This window comes from Buttiauxella sp. (genome assembly GCF_049686335.1).
In the GTDB taxonomy this organism is placed as follows: domain Bacteria; phylum Pseudomonadota; class Gammaproteobacteria; order Enterobacterales; family Enterobacteriaceae; genus Buttiauxella.
This window is the reverse complement of sequence record NZ_JBAVHX010000010.1, coordinates 437,710-455,592: the sequence shown is the minus strand read 5'-3', so window position 1 is coordinate 455,592 and position 17,883 is coordinate 437,710. Positions and strand designations below refer to the sequence as shown.

At 50.9% G+C, this 17,883-nt stretch carries 15 protein-coding genes; 3 read left to right on the top strand and 12 right to left on the bottom strand.

The window, feature by feature from the left end:
• Position 1: 1 nt before the first annotated feature.
• Positions 2 to 1,621 (bottom strand): peptide ABC transporter substrate-binding protein, encoded by a 1,620-nt coding sequence (locus tag WBL83_RS10940; protein WP_424589164.1) that lies wholly within the window; start codon positions 1,619 to 1,621, stop codon positions 2 to 4.
• Positions 1,622 to 1,921: 300 nt separating this feature from the next.
• Here WBL83_RS10940 and mpaA point away from each other — a divergent pair, with 300 nt between their 5' ends.
• Positions 1,922 to 2,629, top strand: coding sequence for a murein tripeptide amidase MpaA (gene mpaA, locus WBL83_RS10935; protein WP_424589163.1), 708 nt, complete (start codon positions 1,922 to 1,924; stop codon positions 2,627 to 2,629).
• Positions 2,630 to 2,634: 5 nt separating this feature from the next.
• Here mpaA and ycjG read toward each other — a convergent pair whose 3' ends face one another.
• Positions 2,635 to 3,600 carry an L-Ala-D/L-Glu epimerase gene (ycjG, locus tag WBL83_RS10930; protein ID WP_424589162.1) on the bottom strand — a complete coding sequence of 322 codons (966 nt, stop codon included), beginning with the start codon at positions 3,598 to 3,600 and terminating at the stop codon, positions 2,635 to 2,637.
• 141 nt (positions 3,601 to 3,741) lie between these two features.
• Between ycjG and tpx the strand changes: the two genes are divergently transcribed.
• Positions 3,742 to 4,248 (top strand): thiol peroxidase, encoded by a 507-nt coding sequence (gene tpx, locus WBL83_RS10925; RefSeq protein ID WP_424589161.1) that lies wholly within the window; start codon positions 3,742 to 3,744, stop codon positions 4,246 to 4,248.
• A gap of 37 nt (positions 4,249 to 4,285) precedes the next feature.
• Here the strand turns inward: tpx and tyrR are convergent, their stop codons facing one another.
• The 3 genes from tyrR to WBL83_RS10910 form a co-directional block, all read right to left on the bottom strand.
• On the bottom strand, positions 4,286 to 5,848 hold the full coding sequence (gene tyrR, locus WBL83_RS10920; RefSeq protein WP_424589160.1) for a transcriptional regulator TyrR: 1,563 nt from the start codon (positions 5,846 to 5,848) through the stop codon (positions 4,286 to 4,288).
• Between the two features lie 188 nt (positions 5,849 to 6,036).
• Positions 6,037 to 7,098: a TIGR01620 family protein gene (locus WBL83_RS10915; RefSeq protein WP_424589159.1), complete on the bottom strand. Its 1,062-nt coding sequence runs from the start codon at positions 7,096 to 7,098 to the stop codon at positions 6,037 to 6,039.
• Complete coding sequence (locus tag WBL83_RS10910) at positions 7,095 to 8,492, bottom strand: YcjX family protein (protein WP_424589158.1); 1,398 nt, start codon at positions 8,490 to 8,492, stop codon at positions 7,095 to 7,097. The genes WBL83_RS10915 and WBL83_RS10910 overlap by 4 nt, the downstream gene beginning before the upstream one ends.
• Before the next feature lie 182 nt (positions 8,493 to 8,674).
• On the opposite strand from WBL83_RS10910, the gene WBL83_RS10905 reads away from it, so the two are divergent.
• Positions 8,675 to 9,685 carry a LacI family DNA-binding transcriptional regulator gene (locus WBL83_RS10905; RefSeq protein WP_424589157.1) on the top strand — a complete coding sequence of 337 codons (1,011 nt, stop codon included), beginning with the start codon at positions 8,675 to 8,677 and terminating at the stop codon, positions 9,683 to 9,685.
• A gap of 123 nt (positions 9,686 to 9,808) precedes the next feature.
• On the opposite strand, the gene WBL83_RS10900 is transcribed toward WBL83_RS10905, so the two are convergent.
• The 7 genes from WBL83_RS10900 to WBL83_RS10870 form a co-directional block, all read right to left on the bottom strand.
• Positions 9,809 to 10,720, bottom strand: a complete 912-nt coding sequence (locus WBL83_RS10900) for an OmpG family monomeric porin (protein WP_424589156.1) — start codon at positions 10,718 to 10,720, stop codon at positions 9,809 to 9,811.
• 74 nt (positions 10,721 to 10,794) lie between these two features.
• Complete coding sequence (locus WBL83_RS10895; RefSeq protein ID WP_424589155.1) at positions 10,795 to 11,874, bottom strand: ABC transporter ATP-binding protein; 1,080 nt, start codon at positions 11,872 to 11,874, stop codon at positions 10,795 to 10,797.
• A gap of 15 nt (positions 11,875 to 11,889) precedes the next feature.
• On the bottom strand, positions 11,890 to 12,567 hold the full coding sequence (pgmB, locus tag WBL83_RS10890) for a beta-phosphoglucomutase (RefSeq protein ID WP_424589154.1): 678 nt from the start codon (positions 12,565 to 12,567) through the stop codon (positions 11,890 to 11,892).
• On the bottom strand, positions 12,564 to 14,846 hold the full coding sequence (locus tag WBL83_RS10885) for a glycoside hydrolase family 65 protein (protein ID WP_424589153.1): 2,283 nt from the start codon (positions 14,844 to 14,846) through the stop codon (positions 12,564 to 12,566). The genes pgmB and WBL83_RS10885 overlap by 4 nt, the downstream gene beginning before the upstream one ends.
• Positions 14,843 to 15,883 carry a Gfo/Idh/MocA family protein gene (locus tag WBL83_RS10880; RefSeq protein WP_424589152.1) on the bottom strand — a complete coding sequence of 347 codons (1,041 nt, stop codon included), beginning with the start codon at positions 15,881 to 15,883 and terminating at the stop codon, positions 14,843 to 14,845. Before WBL83_RS10880 ends, WBL83_RS10885 begins: the two co-directional genes overlap by 4 nt.
• A 13-nt stretch (positions 15,884 to 15,896) precedes the next feature.
• The gene (locus WBL83_RS10875; RefSeq protein WP_424589151.1) at positions 15,897 to 16,685 is read right to left on the bottom strand and encodes a sugar phosphate isomerase/epimerase family protein; all 789 of its coding nucleotides are present in this window, start codon (positions 16,683 to 16,685) and stop codon (positions 15,897 to 15,899) included.
• 145 nt (positions 16,686 to 16,830) lie between these two features.
• Complete coding sequence (locus WBL83_RS10870; protein ID WP_424589150.1) at positions 16,831 to 17,880, bottom strand: zinc-dependent alcohol dehydrogenase; 1,050 nt, start codon at positions 17,878 to 17,880, stop codon at positions 16,831 to 16,833.
• Positions 17,881 to 17,883 lie beyond the last annotated feature (3 nt).

Genomic DNA, 17,883 nt, shown 5'->3' with positions numbered 1-17,883 from the left:
ATTAGTGCGCTTCGATGTACATGGTACGGCTGTAGGCGACATCTTCCGGGTTATTAATCGGATAACCTTTCAACCATGGTTTGATTAAACGACCGTTGGTGTACTGATAAATCGGCGCGATCGGTGCCTGATCCTGAATGATTTTCTCGGCCTGGTTGTAGTCTTTATTACGCGCGGCATCCGTTGTTTCCTGGCTTGCCTGCTGCAGAATTTTGTCGTATTCCGGTGAGTTGAAGCGCGAGATATTACCGCTGTGAGTTGAAGTTAACAGCGACAGGAAGGTGGACGGTTCGTTGTAATCCCCGACCCACGACGCGCGAATCACATCGAAATTACCGGTATTACGGCTGTCGATATAGGTTTTCCACTCCTGGTTTTGCAGCTTCACATCCACACCCAGATTCTTCTTCCACATCGATGCTACTGCGATTGCAATCTTCTGATGGTTTTCCGAGGTGTTATACAGCAGCGTCAGATTAAGCGGTTTGTTGGGGCCATAACCGGCGGCTCGCAACAAGGTTTTCGCCTGGGCGTTAGCCTCTTCCTGGCTCATCTGCTCAAACGGAGATGTCTCGGGTTTAAAACCGGCAGTCACATCAGGGGTAAAGCGCCATGCGGGTTTCTCACCCGTTCCCAACACTTTATCCGCCATGATGTGGCGGTCAATGGACATGCTCAACGCCAGGCGCACGCGCGCATCCGCGGTTGGCCCTTTCTGCGTATTGAACGCGTAATAATAGGTGCCTAACTGCGGCGGGGTATAAACCTGGCCTGGAATGTCTTTGAGCAGTTTTTGATAGAGATTTTTCGGGAATGATTCGGTGATATCGATATCCCCGGCCAGGTAGCGTTTTGTCGCCGACGACTCCTGATTAATCGGAACAAATGTGACTTCCGTTATCACCGTCTTGCTGTTATTCCAGTAATTTTTGTTCTGCACCGCCACCAGTTTTTCGTTCACCACGCGATCCTTCAACGCGTACGCACCATTCCCTACCAGATTTCCCGGTTTGGTCCAGTCGTTACCGAATTTCTCAACCACCGCTTTTGGTACTGGATAGAACGAGAAGTTGGCGGTCAAATTGGGGAAGTAAGGCACCGGCTTATCTAATTGCACGCGCAATGTTCTGGCATCGACTGCGGTCACGCCCAACTTATCTGCGGGCATTTTCCCATCAATAATGGCCTGCGCATTGTTGATGCCAGCCAGTGCGGCAAACCAGGCAAATGGCGAAGTGTTTTTCGGATCAACCAAACGTTGCCAGCTATAAACGAAATCTTGTGCGGTGACCGGCGTTCCATCTGACCAACGCGCGTCATTACGTAAAGTAAACGTCCAGGTGCGGTTGTCATTGCTTTGCCATTTGGTTGCCACGCCAGGCTCTAACTGCCCCTTTTCATTTTGATTAACCAAACCTTCAAACAAATCGCGAATCACCTGAATTTCTGGCAAACCCACGGCTTTTACCGGATCCAGAGAAGCGGGTTCATCTTTGATATGACGCACCAGACTTTGGTCTGCAGCAAGTTTTGTCCCGGCAGGAACATCTGCGGCCCAGGAATGGGAAATAAGGCTGGCGGCAGCTAACGCGCAGCAAGTAGTCAAAAAACGCTTTTTCATTGTTTACCCTTATGAATAATTTTGATTGGGATAGCACTACGCTCGCGCCAGGGATAGACAAACAATGTAGCGCAATCAACTGTTTTGCCAATAACAAAAATAAATTACGTGATGAAAATCCCCTCTCAGCCGTAACACCGTTAGTTTAAGAACGAGATTTTGGCGATCTCTGCACCACAACACAGTTATCAGTCTGATGAATTTCACCACCGCGCTGACATAAGATTGTTTCAGATGAGTTTTTTTTAAATCACTGCTATTACTATCAACAATAAAAATCAAAGCGCTTTAAGGAACACTATGTCAGGCCACCGTCCACGGTCACAACGCGGCCATTTGCCTCACGGCTCCGAACGTTATGGGAAATCTGTTTTTGGCGCCCCGCTTATCTGGTTCCCGGCGACACCCAGCGAACAGCGCAGCGGTTTGATCATTGCAGGAACCCATGGCGATGAAAATGCGGCGATGGTCGCACTGTCCTGCGCGTTACGCACACTCGAGCCGGAACACCGCCGACACCATGTGATCCTTGCGGTGAACCCGGATGGTTGTCAGCTTGGTTTACGTGCCAATGCCAACGGCGTTGATTTAAATCGCAATTTCCCTGCGGCGAACTGGAAATCAGGCGAGACGGTTTATCGCTGGAACAGCAGCGCGGATGAACGTGATGTGGTGTTGTCCACTGGCAAAAAACCAGGCTCAGAGCCTGAAACGGCCGCCCTTTGCCAGTTGATTCATAGTTTGCAACCCGCATGGGTTGTCTCGTTCCATGATCCATTGGGATGTATTGAGGATCCCGATAACTCCCCACTGGGCGCATGGCTTGCCAAAGAGTTTGAGTTACCGCTGGTGACCAGTGTGGGATACGAAACGCCGGGTTCTTTTGGGAGCTGGTGCGCAGATTTGGATTTGCCATGCATTACCGCAGAATTCCCGCCCATCTCAGCTGACGAAGCGAGTGAGCGGTATCTGCATGCCATGATGGGTCTTTTACACTGGCGGAAGTAAAGTTATCAGGGATAAAGCTTGCCGGTTTCGAAGTGCAAACCCGGAGTGACATCCACTGCCAGCCAGGTTGGCCCGTCGAGATCAGCAAAACGCACCTTAGCTGCCAGCGGTAACGCGGCAGCTATCGCTCGCGAAGTACACAACATGCAGCCCAGCATCACATCAAATCCTTGCTCACGAGCCGCTTGCGTGAGTGCCAGCGCTTCCGTTAAGCCGCCAGTTTTATCCAGTTTCACATTGATCATGTCATAACGCCCTTTTAGCTCCACCAGGCTTTCGCGGGTGTGGCAGCTTTCATCGGCACAAATAGGCAACGGATGGATAAAGTTCGCCAGCGTGCTGTCCTGCCCGGCAGGTAAAGGTTGCTCAAGCATCGCCACATTCAGATCGGCCAACAGCTGGCAACGCGCCGCCAGCCCATCGCTATGCCACGCTTCGTTAGCATCCACAATTAGCACCGCCTCCGGCACTGCGGCACGAATCGCCACCATACGCTCGGTGATTAATCGATCATCAATTTTCACCTTTAGCAAGCGCGCGCCCTTATCCCACAATAATTTCGCTGCCACCGCCATTTGCTCAGGCTCCGCAATACTCACGGTCTGCGCAGTGGTGATTAACTCTGGCAGTTCAACACCGGCGGTATACGCCAGAGTTCGCTGACTGCGCCGGGCGGCTAAATCCCATAATGCGCTGTCGACGGCATTTCGCGCCGCACCCGCCGGGAGCAGTTCTTGTAATTGCTCACGCGTTAACGCCTTTTCGAGCTCGGGAATAATCGTCGTGATTTGTGCGAGTACCGACGCCACGCTTTCGCCATAACGCGGATACGGCGTGCACTCGCCCACGGCTTTAATACCATCTTCTTCAAGCTCTACCACCACAACGACAGCTTCGCTACGGGTGCCGCGAGAAATCACGAACGGTGTGTGTAGAGGCCATGCTTCTTGATAAACCTTAACTGTTCTCATTGTTTTTCCAGTGCGCCAGGTCATTGGCTGAGTATAGCCAGAGAACACTTTCACTTGCAGTATCAGTTTTTTATATTCAGACGAGGAATACTGACATACACTGTTCGCGGCGTTAATTATATGTAAAAAGGAAAATCAAACATGTCACAAATCGTTCATTTCCAGGGCAACCCTGTAGCGGTTGCAGGTCAGATCCCACAAGCTGGCAACAAAGCTGAAGCTTTTACTCTGGTAGCAAAAGATCTCTCTGATGTTGCACTGAGCCAGTTCGATGGAAAACGTAAAGTACTGAACATTTTCCCAAGCATCGATACCGGCGTATGTGCCGCTTCCGTGCGCAAATTCAACCAACTGGCTACTGAGATGGATAACACTGTTGTTCTGTGTGTTTCTGCCGATTTGCCATTTGCACAGTCTCGCTTCTGCGGCGCTGAAGGCCTGAGCAACGTGATTACGCTGTCTACTCTGCGTAACCCGGAATTCCAGCAGGCATATGGCGTGGGTATTGCTGAAGGCGCACTGAAAGGCCTGACTGCCCGTGCAGTTGTCGTGCTGAATGAAAATAATGAAGTGGTATTCAGCCAGTTAGTAAATGAAATTACTAACGAGCCAGATTATGCCGCAGCACTGGAAGCCCTTCAGGCTTAAGTGTGAATGCCCCCGAAAACCGGGGGCATTATTGTTATTACTCTTCTGTTTTTCTCTGGCTCAATCCATATTCACGCAATTTATTCGCAATCGCGGTATGCGAAACGCCGAGACGTTTTGCCAGCTTACGTGTACTTGGATAAGTGCGATAAAGCTGTGTTAAGACTGAACGCTCAAAGCGGCTGGTAATATCATCCAGCGAACCTTCCATCGCCTCTTCCCCCACCACCAAACTCGCGGTATCGAAATCAGGCAGTAGAATGTCTTGTGGACGAAGTTCATAACCTTCTAACTGCGTTAATGCGCGATAGATCGCATTTTTTAACTGCCGCACGTTGCCCGGCCAGCCGTAACGCGTGAGCACATTGCTCAAATCATTAGCCAGTTTAGGACGCGGCACCCCTTGCTCATCGGCGAATCGCGCCACAAACAGCTCAGTCAACGGCATGATGTCTTGCGGCCTGTCACGCAGCGGCGGCAGATTCAGTGTCAGGACGTTCAGGCGATAATAGAGATCTTCGCGGAACTCCCCTTTTTGCACCATCTCAATCAGGTTCTTCTGTGTGGCGCAAATCACGCGCACATCGACATGCACTTCATGTTCTTCACCCACGCGACGGAATGTTCCATCATTGAGGAAACGCAGTAATTTGGTCTGCATGCGCGGTGACATTTCGCCAATTTCATCCAGCAGAACGGAACCGCCGTTCGCCTGTTCGAAGAAGCCTTTTTTACCTTCCACGGCGTTAGCATAGGCACCTGGCGCATGACCAAACAGCTCGCTTTCAACCACGTCATCTGGCATCGAACCGCAATTGAGCGCCAGATAAGGTTTTTGCGCACGCGGGCTACCCAGATGGCAGGCATGAGCCAGCAGATCTTTACCGGTGCCGGTATCGCCCACAATCAGCAGCGGTGCGTTGAGCATCGCCAGTTTATGAGCCTGATCGACCACGTGGCGCATTTTCGGGCTGACAGCCACAATCTGGCTGAAAGCACTGACATCGGTATTAGAGAGATTTTGCAGCTGGCGACCCATGCGCACGGTGGAACGCAGCATCATGACTGCACCAACCAGCGACGTGCCATCGTTTTCGTTATCCAGATGAACCGGCGTGATTTCCATCAGGAAATTCTGCCCGTTAATCACCACATGTTCGGTATGTGACTCAACCGGCTCACTTTCAAGCCAGCGCATAAAGTTAAAACCGCTGACCAGGCTTGCTGCGTTATGGTTTCGCAGTTTGTCTTCGTTTTGCCCAAACAGGGCGCAGCTTGCCGGGTTCGCCATTTCAACTTTGCTTTTCATATCCAGCGAAAGGACAGGCTCTGGCAGCGCTTCAAGTAAAGCACTGAGCGCGCGGTGTTCACGTTCAGATGGCATCCACGGCACGGTACGTACGTCCGTCACCCCAGGAATACGGCGGATCTCAGCCATTAAGCTGCTGAACGTGTCAAAATCGAGGGTAGAAAAATTCAGGTAAATTCGCCCAATTGGATCAATTTCGATACCTCGCAAATCGATACTACGCAGCACTAGTAAATCAAGTAATTCTCGGGTCAGACCAAGGCGGTCCTCGCAAAAGACTTCCAGACGCATGGAGATGTCCTTCAATTGCAATAAGCGGAGTCATTGGGTGTGCCAATAATACTCCAGTCATATGTGGTGTGTCAGGAAAAGTTGACAGATATATGCAGTATTGCGGCGTAGGTCATGTTGGATGTCGTCACACTGATATGACCTACGAAAAACCACCGCAGGCCATTAGTGTAGCAACATCCACCAGTTTATTTGGATTGAACAGATGATTTACTCATCGCATCTTTGAGTTGAACCAGCAGTTGTTTACGGAAATCACCGAGTCGCGGTTTATCACCGTCAATCCACGGCAACGGCCGGCAGAGTTCCATCGCCTTGATACCCAAACGTGCGGTCAAGAGTCCTGCGCCAACGCCTTGTGCTGCGCGCGTGGAAAGTCGTGCCGCCAGATCCTGGCCAATCCAGTCCATACCGACTTCACGCACCAGTTCACTGGCACCCGCAAAAGCGATATTCAATAGCACCAGACGGAACAAGCGGATGCGGCTGAAATAACCCAGTTCGATACCGTACAACGTGGCGATGCGGTTAATCAGACGCAAGTTTCGCCAGGCGATAAACGCCATGTCTACCAGCGCCAGTGGGCTGACCGCAATCATTAAGGTCGACTCAGCAGCCGAACGGCTAATCTCCCGCCGCGCCTGGTTATCAAGAACGGGCTGCACCAGATGCGCGTACAGCTCAACCACTTCGCGATCGTTTTGCGTCTCGTGGATTGCCGCATACCAGCGTTGCAGTGCAGGATGGCCTTGATCAAGCCCGGCCTGACGCGCCAGTTTTTCACAAAATGCCCGGCCTTTTCCCATTCCGTGGCTATGCATCAAATCACGGGCTTCGTCGCGCTCTTCTGCTCGCTGGCGCAAGCGCCATAAACGTCGCCATTCAGTGGCTACCGAACCGACACCGGCGGCGATGATCAATCCGCCCGCTATTCCCCCGCCGAGTGCTATCCAGTCTTGCGTCACATAGGCGTTATGCGTCCATTGAATACCTTGCGCCACCACGCTGACACCAAAAAGCCCAAGCCCAACCTGAACCATACGCCGCCACAGGCTGCGTTTCGGATGTAATGCAGCTTCAATCACCGCTTCGGCTTGACCTTCGTCTTCCACTTCGTCGAGCGAGTTTAAGGCTGGAGTAAACTTTTCCGCTTCAGGTTCGCTAAAAGCGTGGGCTGCTTTAAAGCTCGGTTCTTTATCCACATCCAGTGGTTGCGCGAAATCGACACGCGGTTTTAATGGTTCGTTCATCGCAATTTATCCCCAATTAAAAACTCCAGTGCCGCGTCCATCCGAATGTGCGGCATTGGCCGATCGACATCCATGACTTGCGGGCGGAACTGTTCAAACTGAAAACCTTGTTTCTCCCAGAAGGTGCTGCCAGGTAAACGAGCCGGAACCTCGCCAGGATAAACCGTCAGCGGTACGCCATCACTCAAACGGTTACCGCGCAGCGCCGGAATTTGTTCTCCTTTCACATCAACCAGCCCGCTTTGCGTGGCCTGCACCGACGCCAGTCCCATGCAGTCCATGTCGATACCTTCGAACGCGGCATTTTGCCAGGCGTCCTGCACCAGTTGCTGAAGCAGCGCCACCATATTGGCATGCTGATCTACCGTGACGTGGTCAGCCTTGGTCGCGGCGAACAACAGCTTGTCGATAACCGGTGAAAACAGGCGACGGAACAAGGTGCGCTGGCCGTAATGGAAACTTTGCATCAGTTGCGTCAGTGCCAGACGCATATCGTTGAAGGCTTGCGGGCCGCTATTGAGCGGTTGCAGGCAATCCACGAGGACAATTTGCCGGTCGAAACGCAGGAAGTGATTTTTATAAAAACCCTTCACTACCTTTTCACAGTAGTAATCAAAACGTGCACGCAGCATGCCGATATTGGTAGTTTTATCGGCCTGAGCCAGTTTCGACTCCCCAACGGCATCCACATCTGGCCACGGGAAAAATTGCAGCGCTGGCGCACCCCCCATATCACCGGGTAACACAAAGCGGCCAGGCTGGATAAAGTGCAAACCTTCACGTTTACAGCGCAACAGATAGTCCGTCCAGGCTTCTGAAATCGCGGCAAGACGGTTTTCATCTGCGGGCGCAAGCGGATCCAATCCTTCGCATAATTTGCGCCATTGCGCTGACCATTCCGCACGATCGCCCTGCAATAGCCCCGTCATTTGACGTGACCAACTCAGGTAGTTTTGCGCCAGCATCGGCAAATCCAGCAGCCATTCACCTGGGTAGTCAACAATCTCCAGATATAAGGTCGAAGTATCTTTGAAATGGCGTAACAGCGAATCGTTCGAGCGATAACGCAGCGCAAGACGCATTTCGCTAACACCCCGCGTCGGCGTCGGCCAACTCGGCGGTGAGCCATAAAGCTGCGCCAGCCCTTCATCATAAGTAAAACGCTGGATACCTAAATCACGCTGCGGCACGCGTTTTACGCCAAGCAGACGTTCTTCGCGCACCGCGCTCAGTAACGGCAAACGCGCGCCGTTATGTACGCTCAGCAATTGATTCACCATCGCGGTGATAAATGCCGTCTTGCCGCTGCGGCTTAACCCGGTGACGGCAAGACGTAAATGTCTGTCCACGCCACGGTTCATCAGGGCATTTATTTCATTCTTGATTCTGTTCATATGCGTCCTGGTTGCACCTGTACGAAACTGTTATGGGGTAAGTAATGGGGGTAACTGGAGATAAATCAAAGGTAATGGCTCAATTTTACACCCTTTTTACACAGACACATCGCCAATAGACAGTGCGTTATACGTTCAGTAATATGCGTTATCTTTTGGCGCAGAACAGGACCGGTTCAGTCATGTCGCCCACCATTTATGATATTGCTCGTTTGGCGAATGTTTCCAAATCTACCGTATCGCGCGTATTAAATAAGCAGACTAATATTTCCCCGGAAGCGCTCGAGCGGGTTTTAAAAGCGATTGAAGAGCTGAATTACCAGCCTAATAAATTAGCCCGAGCCCTCACATCCTCGGGTTTTGACGCAATTATGGTTATCTCAACGCGCTCGACAAAGACCACGGCGGGAAATCCATTCTTCTCAGAAGTTCTGCATGCCATTACAGCGCGAGCGGAACAGGAAGGTTTTGACGTCATTTTGCAGACGTCTAAAAACAGCAAAGAAGACCTACAGAAGTGTGTCAGTAAAATTAAACAAAAAATGATTAAAGGCATTATTATGCTCAGTTCCCCTACTGACGAATCATTTTTTGAAGAGTTAGATCAGTACGCTATTCCGGTGGTGGTTATTGGAAAAGTGGATGGTGAGTTCAGGCATGTTTGTTCGGTGGATACCGATAATTATCACGACAGCATTGCGCTGACCGAAACATTACTGAATAAAGGTCATCGTAAAATAGCCTGCCTGCATGCACCACTCGATTATCATGTATCGGTAGACCGGCTCGCAGGATTTAAAGATTGCCTGAAAGAACACGACATCAACCTGCCGCAAGAGTGGATTGTGGATGGGGGTTATACCAATGAGACGGCACTTGAGGCTGCGCAAAAACTATTAAGTGCGCCAGAGTTACCTGAAGCGATATTTGCCACAGACAGTCTTAAATTAATGAGTATTTATCGTATTGCTCATGAAAAAGGCATCGCTATTCCGCAGCAACTTTCGGTAGTCGGTTACAGCAATGACATGCTGAGTTTTTTACTTTCACCCCCGCCGGGGGGAATTGAAGTGCCAACGCTGCAATTAGGCACGGCGGGCAGCGCCCTGTTATTTGATAAAATAACAGGGAAAATGGCTCCAGGCAGAACGATCATTCCAACCGTGATTACGTTGACTGACTCGATTACGTAAGCCTCTTCACAGGTTGGATAAGCGCAGCGTCATCTGACACCACTGGCGTAAATGGTGGATGACGCTATCGCTTACCCCCTACAAAACCAAATGGCAAACCTAATGCGACACAACGGGTGGGACTCAGAACCCGTAATTCACGCCAATCCCGGCATAGTGGAATTTGTCATCTGCACCTTCATCATGGTGTTCCCACTCGTAGGCGTATTCCAGCGTCATTGAAAGGCCATTCTGGAAATCATAGGCGTACAGCATGCCGAGGCGATTATAGTCGTGATCTTCGCGGTCAATATCGTCTGACCAGTCCCAGTTTGACCAGCGATCCAGACCGAGACGGGTGTAGGGTGTCAGCGTGGTATTGCCTAGTGAAATCGGCACGTAAGCGCGTATTTCCTGGGTTGAAAATTCGCCGTTATTTTTATCGCTGTCGGTATTAAATCCGCGCTCTAAATAGTAATTTGTACGTAACGAAACGGTTTCATTAATTTTCCAGGTAAACCCGGTTTCCGTTTCGACACGGCTGTCAGAATAACCTGTTTGGTCTAGATCGTTGTCAAAGCGGTAATACGCCAACCAGCCACTGAAACTCCAGTCATTGTTAATATTGATATTCCAGTCTGGCTGGAATTTGTAGCGTTGCGTATTAGCCGTTCCGTTATTTGAACCGTCATCATTTTTGAAATGATAACCATAATTACGAATGCCGCCAGTGAAACCCAGAGAACCTTTTTCGTTATCAATAAATTGATAGCGGATGTCCATTTCCGGGCGATTAAAATAGGTGCCGCGTGTAAAGTTGCTGTAGTCTGCTGAACCTTCCTGATACATGGTCAATGCTATTGTCCATGCTCCGTAACTGGCATTGAAGTAAACAGAAGGTTCGTATAAACCATCTTTATCATCCGCCTGCCCTTCAACGTTTTCAATTTCGTACATTGCGCCAATGTTATAATGCCACGCGTTGTCATCCGCTGCTTGTACGCAAGCCGTTCCTGCACAGGCGGCCAGCACCGTGCATTGCATCAGTTTTTTCATTGTGATGATCCTTGTCAAATATCAACTTAAGAAAATACCGGGAAGTCTATTCCCGGTGGGGTACAAAGTTTTAATTAGCTAATAGCGCATTCCGTTTCAGCATCAAAGAAATGGCTTTTGTTCATATCGAATGCGATTTTTATATTTTGAGCTGCCCGATAATCAACATCTGCACTGGCACGTAATGTCAGTTCATGCCCTCCGACTGTGGCGTACAACATAAACTCCGCACCGGTAAGTTCAGCCACAGTAATATGTGCATCAATTCCTTCACCTTGCGTTACTGCAATAATATCCTCCGGGCGAATACCTAATATCACTGGCTGATGCTGATAATTCCCGGCACACATAGCGGCATATTTATTGGCTGGAATCGGCAGTTTGAGTGTTTCCGTGACAAAACAACCGTTATCCAGCGTGCCACGAATAAAGTTCATCGATGGTGAACCGATAAATCCGGCGACAAACATATTTGCCGGATGGTTATAAACGGTTTTAGGCGCTCCCACCTGTTGGATAATTCCATCTTTCATGATCACAATACGTGTCGCCATTGTCATGGCCTCGGTCTGATCATGAGTGACATAAATCATGGTGGTATTTAACTTCTGATGCAGCTTGCTGATTTCTGCGCGCATCTGCACCCGTAGCCTTGCATCGAGGTTTGAAAGCGGTTCATCCATCAGGAAAACGCCCGCTTCCCGAACAATGGCTCGGCCAAGCGCCACACGCTGGCGCTGCCCGCCGGATAAGGCCGCCGGTTTGCGATCGAGATACGTTTTCAGCCCAAGAATGGACGCCGCCCACTGCACTCGTTCATCAATGACTTTGGTGTCCAGCTTCTGCATTTTCAGGCCAAACGCCATGTTGTCGTAGACCGACATATGCGGATAAAGCGCATAGTTCTGGAAAACCATCGCAATGCCGCGAGATTTTGCCGGCACATCATTCATGCAGACCCCGTCAATCAGCAGTTCTCCCCCGCTAATTTCTTCAAGCCCGGCAATCATGCGCAAGGTCGTTGATTTTCCACACCCTGAAGGCCCAACAAATACGATGAATTCTTTATCTTCAATTTCCAGTGTGAAATCTTTCACCACATGAACGTGGTTGTTATAAATCTTCTGAATGTGCTGCAACGAGAGTTGTGCCATCACTTGTTCCTTTTCTCACACAACATGTGCGCTGTGTTGGGTTAACCAGAATGTTTGCAGAAGCGGCCAGCTCAATTCCCCCGTTGAAGGCAGAAGCAAATCGGCGTGTTCAAGCTGTTTACCAATTCCCACCGAAAGCATGCCGCTTGCGTTAATCGCCTCGATACCCGCCTGTGCATCTTCAATACCGATACAGTGCACGGCACATACACCAAGCCCTGCACAGGCAGCGAGGAAAATTTCTGGATGGGGTTTTGAATGCTGGATTTGGCTGGCATCGGCGCAAAAGTCGAACTGTTCCTGAAGTCCCAACGCCTCAAGAATGCGCGGAGCGTTAAGCGATACAGAAGCCAGACCAACAGGCACGTTATTGCGATGGAGTTCTTCGAGTAACTCCGCAATACCCGGCAACACTGAATCAGGTTTTAACTGCTGCAAAGAGGCAACGTAGAGTGCGTTTTTGCGCGCAGCGAGTCTGATTCGCTCCTGCTGGTCAACATGCTGCTCAACCCCACCGACGCACAAAATTCGCGCCAGAGAGTCCATCCGGCTGATGCCTTTGAGCTGTTCATTAATCTGCTCGTCGATTTCGATACCAATCTCACTGGCGACTCGCTGCCAGGCGAGGAAATGCAGATGAGCGGTATCGGTAATCACGCCGTCTAAATCGAAAATCACCGCCTTAGGTTTCATTGCACAGCCCCTTTCGTGGTACCGCTCCCATGTGCGGGCGTGAAAAACCCGGCTAATGAAACGGTTTCGCCCCCAACAATAGAGAGACATTTATCCGCAACCCAGATTTCCAGCGGTTCATCTGATGACGTGGAAAGCGTCACGTGCTGGTGAGTGATCGTCAAATGAATGTGTACGCCTCGCCAGATAAACGGCAGCGATATGGATTGCCACGCCACGGGTAAACGTGGGTTCAGACGCAATTGGCCTTGTTCAACGGTGAGTCCGGCAAACCCCTGCACCGCCCCCAGCCAGATAGCCCCTGTTGCCGCAGCGTGAATACCGTCATCGCAACTGTGTGGATCGTCACCGAGATCGATAAGACAAGCCTGCTGCCAGAATTGATAAGCCTGTTCCAGGCGGCCACAACGCGCTGCAATCACTCCATGAATGGCTTTGCTGAGCGATGAGTCATGAATGGTGCGAGGCTCGTAATAGTCGAGATTAGCCTGCAGTTGCGCGGGAGAAAACAGCCACGGCAACATGTAAGTCAGCATCACCACATCGGCCTGTTTAAGGATCTGCATCTCGTTGACTTCAGCGCGCGAATAGTCGAGCAAAATCGCCTGAGTCCCCTGCTGAGCTTTGTAGTGCGTGAGATCGAGAGTCGGTTTACTCAGGAAACTATCGTCCTGGGCAATCAGGTTTTCAGGACTGGCTACGGGCAGCCAAATACGCTCAAGGAAATCATCGGCCTGACAGACGAAATCTGCGTCATGAATAGCGAATTGCTGCAAGTAATGCTTTGCGCGCTCGACATTGTGCCAGGCCAGATAGTTGGTATACGCATTGTTATCAATGTGTTCGGTGTACTCGTCCGGGCCGATAACATCGTGGAGTTCCAGCCTTCCGTTGATCTCTACAGCACGGCTAATCCAGAATCGCGCGGTTTCCAGTAACAGAGTCAGACCGCGTTCTCGCATAAATGTGTCATCGCGGGTGACCTGGTAATACGCATCCACCGCCCAGGCGATATCCGCCACAAGATGATGTTCAGCCAACGCCGACGCGACCTTCTGGCGTAAACCCGTGCGAATATTGATTGCCGCAAACTCGGGCGTTTCTTCCTCGCCAGACCACGCGCTTTCCCATGGGAATAATGCCCCCTGGAAACCATTTTTCTTCGCCTTTGCCTGCGCGCCAGGAAGATTGTGCCAGCGATAGCTCAATAACTGACGAGCGATCCCGGGCTGTGTGAGCATATGGAATGGTAACAGGAAGACTTCGGTATCCCAGAAGATGTGCCCTTTATAACCTTCCCCCGTCAGCCCTTTGGCCGCAATACTGCATCGCTCGCTGTGTGTCGGCGTCATGGCAAATTGATGATAGAGCGCGAAATCCAGTGCATGTTGATCCTCTGGATCCTCACTTTCGACCACAACGCGACTTTTTTGCCACCAGGAATCCCATTCTCTGGAAGATTCAGCCAGTAGTTGCTCGTAGCCTCGTTCAACGCACTGCACCAGCTTATTCAGCACCTGTTCGCTACAACTTTCAGCGTGATAATCTGCATCCAGTGAACTGGCAATCCAGTTAGTTTTTACCATTATAAAGGCGTCGCCTTTGGCGACTTTACCGCTGCAGTGCTGCGTCAGACGGCGATTCTTTGCATAGAAGCTGCTGCATGCGTTTGTTGGCAGTGCGCAAAAACTGCTGATGACCACTTCGTTGCTACCATCCAGCGTACGGTAACAGCCTTGCAGATAGCGTTGTTCGAATACCCGGACGCTGGTTTCATCCAGATGCTGGCGGCCAGAGTTAGTTTGCGTGGCGTCGATGCCGGTGCTGATTGTCACATTCGCATCATCATCAAGCGGCGTAATCGCAATCCGTGAACACAGCAACGAATGTTGTGCTGCGGATAAAAATCTTTGGCATTCAATCTGGTAACGCTTCTTGTTTGGCGCAAGCCACACAAGGCTACGGCGCAATTCCCCACAGCTAAAATCCAGATGGCGCTGGTAATCAACAATCGTGCCCGAAAGCAGCGTAAACAGTTCACCATCCAGTTCAATACGCATGTGCAGAACGTCCGGGAGATTCACCAGTTCTGTTGATTCCGCAGACGAACTCCGGTGGTAGAAACCGGCCAGATACATGCCACGAGTCTGCTCGGTGTAGGCTTCTTCATGACAGGCTCGCAACCCCAGATAACCGTTGCCCGCAGCCATCAGCGTGGCAAATTTATTCAGCGTATGGGGGTTGAATTGCGCTTCTTTCAGTCGCGTTAGAGTGCTCATAAATCGATGCTCGCTCCTGATTCCGCCGCGCAGTAGATTGCCGCGACCAGTTGCTGAATAAGATAGCCCTGCTCCGCATCAGCAATGCTGACGGGTGCACCAAGTACATGATCAATAAAGGCCTTCATGCTTTTGAAATGACGGTTATCATCTGCGGCCTCTCTTTGTGACAACGTCACCAATCGACCTGCATCATCCTGATAAATATGCGCCGGGAATAACGTCGCCCCGGCGTTATCCCCACAAAACTGCACGTTCATCACCGACTGTTGCTCAATATTCAGTGCAAAAGACGTTTCCAGGCGCAAAATACCGCCGTTATGAAACTCGATGGTGGCAAACAATGCATCTTCTACGGTGTAGGTTTTCGGGTCCCATTCGCCGAACTGGCCGTTATGTTTACGCGTGCCCAGTTTCTGAAATGAATGTGCCGACACGCGCCGAACAGCCGGAAAACCGAGTACATACATCGCCGCATCCAGCATATGAATGCCGATGTCGATTAACGGACCTCCACCCTGCAACTCTTTATTGGTGAAGACACCCCAGCCCGGAACCCCGCAGCGGCGCAATGCTTTCGCGTTGGTGACATAAATTTCACCAAGAGTGCCGGCGACTACTTGCTCACGCAGTAATTGGGTATCGGCCGCAAAACGGTGATGGAAATCATATGCCAGCACTTTTCCCGCAAGGCGCGCCGCATCACGCATTTCTGCCGCCTGCTCTGGCGACATGGCGGGTGGTTTTTCACACATAACATGGCAGCCGTTTTTCAACGCCTGCATCACATGCTGATGGTGGAAACGGTTTGGCGTGCAGACACTGACGATGTCGGGCTGGCACTGGCGAAGCATTTCCTCCATATCGTTAAACGCATACGGAATGCCCAGCCTGTCTGCAAATGACTGCGCGCGTTCAGTGTGGCTGTCCACGACAGCCACCATTTCAAGTTCATCCCGTGTCAGGTAATACGACGCATGTACGGTTTCCGCGACCTGCCCGGCACCGATAATTGCCACCCTGAGTTTTCGACTCATCTCACGTTGCCTCTTAGCAGGTACGCAAAAAATTCAGCGATTGCAGATAAGCCGCCGCCGGATCTTCAGCACGAATACGCCCTTCGTAGACGATGAACCCGTCATAGCCATCAGCACGAAGTTGCTCAAAGTGTTTTTTGAAATCGATGCTGCCGCTACCTGGCTGGTAACGATGGTTATCAGCAATATGTACGTGTCCAAGCAGATCGCGGTTGGCATGAAACGCCGTACTGATATCGTCTTCTTCAATATTCATGTGATAGAAGTCGCCGATAATTTGCGTGTGTTTGAGCTGATTTTCTTCGATATAAGAACGAGCATCCGCGAGGGTGTTGATCATATGATCCTGATAGCGGTTGAGCGGTTCCAGATAAACGGTGGTCCCGGTACGCGCTGTGACTTCATCGAGGAAACGCAGTGAATCACTGACGGCTTTACGATCCCCCGCCTGGCTGCGTGGTGAGTTCATTGGGGGTAACCGGTAAGTAAACATTCCCCAGGCTGCGGGGACTACAATGCCTTTCCCCCCCACTTCTGCGAGCGCTTCGAGAATACGCGCAATTTGTTGCAAGCCATTCAGACGGCGTTCTTCAATAAAATCGCCAATCCAGCCATCGTAGCCGCCACAAGCCGTGGTCACGGGTAACCCGGTTTCAGCAATTGCTGCTTTTACTGCCTGAACGTTTTCCACCAAGAGCTTGCCGTCGATTTCAAAACCGTCGAAGCCCATCGCTTTAATATATTTAAACTTTTCCAGAATATCTGCCGGGAAAAACGCCTGATTTTGAGTACCAATTTTCATGTTTTAAATCCTTAAAATGTTTCCCTACGTGTTTCGGGGGTGCAGGAAGGCGGCAAGAGAGTAAATCCCCCGGAGCTTACTCAAGTAAGTGACTGGGGGGCACGAACGCAGCCAACACACCTGCAACCTGAAAGACGACGGTAAATTAGAAAGTCACGCCCATCTTGATGCTCAAGTCAGGGTGCTGATCGACATATTTCATATAGCTCTCTGCGCTCTCATGGAAGGGCACAACGGGGTCAATCAGGTCTTCGCAATTCAGATAACCGTTCATCAGCAATTCCCAACAGGTTTCTTCAATACGTTTACGATCCCAGCGCGGGTAGTCCGGATTCGGTTCGCTGCTGCCACGGGAGAAGATTATTTTGGCGTTGTTGAAATGCGCCTCGCGCCCCAGATTGAAATCGTGGAACGGTTTAGCGAATGCGACGTAAGAGATGGTGCCGCCGTAAGCGATACCGCGCAGTGCGGCTTGCAGCGCCTGATCGTTACCACTGGTTTCGATGATGACGTCCGCGCCCAGCTTGTGAGTGATTTTTTTGATTTCCAGCCCGACGTCGGTGCCGATTGGGTTAAAGCAAAAATCTGCACCATGTTTCCTGGCGATTTCACAGCGATGTTCGATAGGATCGACACCGATAACCATGGATGCGCCTGCTTTCTTCGCCAGTTGAACGGCAATCTGACCGATGGCCCCCAACCCAACAACCACGACAAAATCTCCTACGCGCACATTGCCGTCACGCACGCCACTCATGGCGAACTGCGCCGGATCGTAGCAAACAGCGTTCTTCCAGCTCGCGCCGGCTGGCATTTTGCGCAGCTTGTAGTTGTTAAGCGCATTGGTAATAAAGGTTTCCTGCAACGGGCCGTAGGTGCAGACCTGGTCGCCGATTTGGTATTCAGTCACCTCTGTCCCGAGCTCGATGATTTCACCCACCACCATATTACCGAGCTGGAATTTACCGAATTCAATGCCGCGCGCGGCACCTTCTGCACGCGGTACAAACAGGTTCCACTCGGTGTTGAACTCTTCATCGATAAATGGGCTGGCCGCGCGGAAATCCACCACTTCCGTGCCATGCTTTGGTGCGCCGAATGCGACCTTAATTTTTACTTCATGAGCCTGTACCGGGCGATCTTCATATTCCACTAACTGGGCTACGCGCGGTGCGCTTGCGATTAACTTCTTCATTGC

What these genes read in the sequence shown, in the direction of transcription:
- WBL83_RS10940 (WP_424589164.1), bottom strand. Translation starts at nt 1,621, where the DNA reads ATGAAAAAGCGTTTTTTGACTACTTGCTGCGCGTTAGCTGCCGCCAGC.
- mpaA (WP_424589163.1), top strand. Translation starts at nt 1,922, where the DNA reads ATGTCAGGCCACCGTCCACGGTCACAACGCGGCCATTTGCCTCACGGC.
- ycjG (WP_424589162.1), bottom strand. Translation starts at nt 3,600, where the DNA reads ATGAGAACAGTTAAGGTTTATCAAGAAGCATGGCCTCTACACACACCG.
- tpx (WP_424589161.1), top strand. Translation starts at nt 3,742, where the DNA reads ATGTCACAAATCGTTCATTTCCAGGGCAACCCTGTAGCGGTTGCAGGT.
- tyrR (WP_424589160.1), bottom strand. Translation starts at nt 5,848, where the DNA reads ATGCGTCTGGAAGTCTTTTGCGAGGACCGCCTTGGTCTGACCCGAGAA.
- WBL83_RS10915 (WP_424589159.1), bottom strand. Translation starts at nt 7,098, where the DNA reads ATGAACGAACCATTAAAACCGCGTGTCGATTTCGCGCAACCACTGGAT.
- WBL83_RS10910 (WP_424589158.1), bottom strand. Translation starts at nt 8,492, where the DNA reads ATGAACAGAATCAAGAATGAAATAAATGCCCTGATGAACCGTGGCGTG.
- WBL83_RS10905 (WP_424589157.1), top strand. Translation starts at nt 8,675, where the DNA reads ATGTCGCCCACCATTTATGATATTGCTCGTTTGGCGAATGTTTCCAAA.
- WBL83_RS10900 (WP_424589156.1), bottom strand. Translation starts at nt 10,720, where the DNA reads ATGAAAAAACTGATGCAATGCACGGTGCTGGCCGCCTGTGCAGGAACG.
- WBL83_RS10895 (WP_424589155.1), bottom strand. Translation starts at nt 11,874, where the DNA reads ATGGCACAACTCTCGTTGCAGCACATTCAGAAGATTTATAACAACCAC.
- pgmB (WP_424589154.1), bottom strand. Translation starts at nt 12,567, where the DNA reads ATGAAACCTAAGGCGGTGATTTTCGATTTAGACGGCGTGATTACCGAT.
- WBL83_RS10885 (WP_424589153.1), bottom strand. Translation starts at nt 14,846, where the DNA reads ATGAGCACTCTAACGCGACTGAAAGAAGCGCAATTCAACCCCCATACG.
- WBL83_RS10880 (WP_424589152.1), bottom strand. Translation starts at nt 15,883, where the DNA reads ATGAGTCGAAAACTCAGGGTGGCAATTATCGGTGCCGGGCAGGTCGCG.
- WBL83_RS10875 (WP_424589151.1), bottom strand. Translation starts at nt 16,685, where the DNA reads ATGAAAATTGGTACTCAAAATCAGGCGTTTTTCCCGGCAGATATTCTG.
- WBL83_RS10870 (WP_424589150.1), bottom strand. Translation starts at nt 17,880, where the DNA reads ATGAAGAAGTTAATCGCAAGCGCACCGCGCGTAGCCCAGTTAGTGGAA.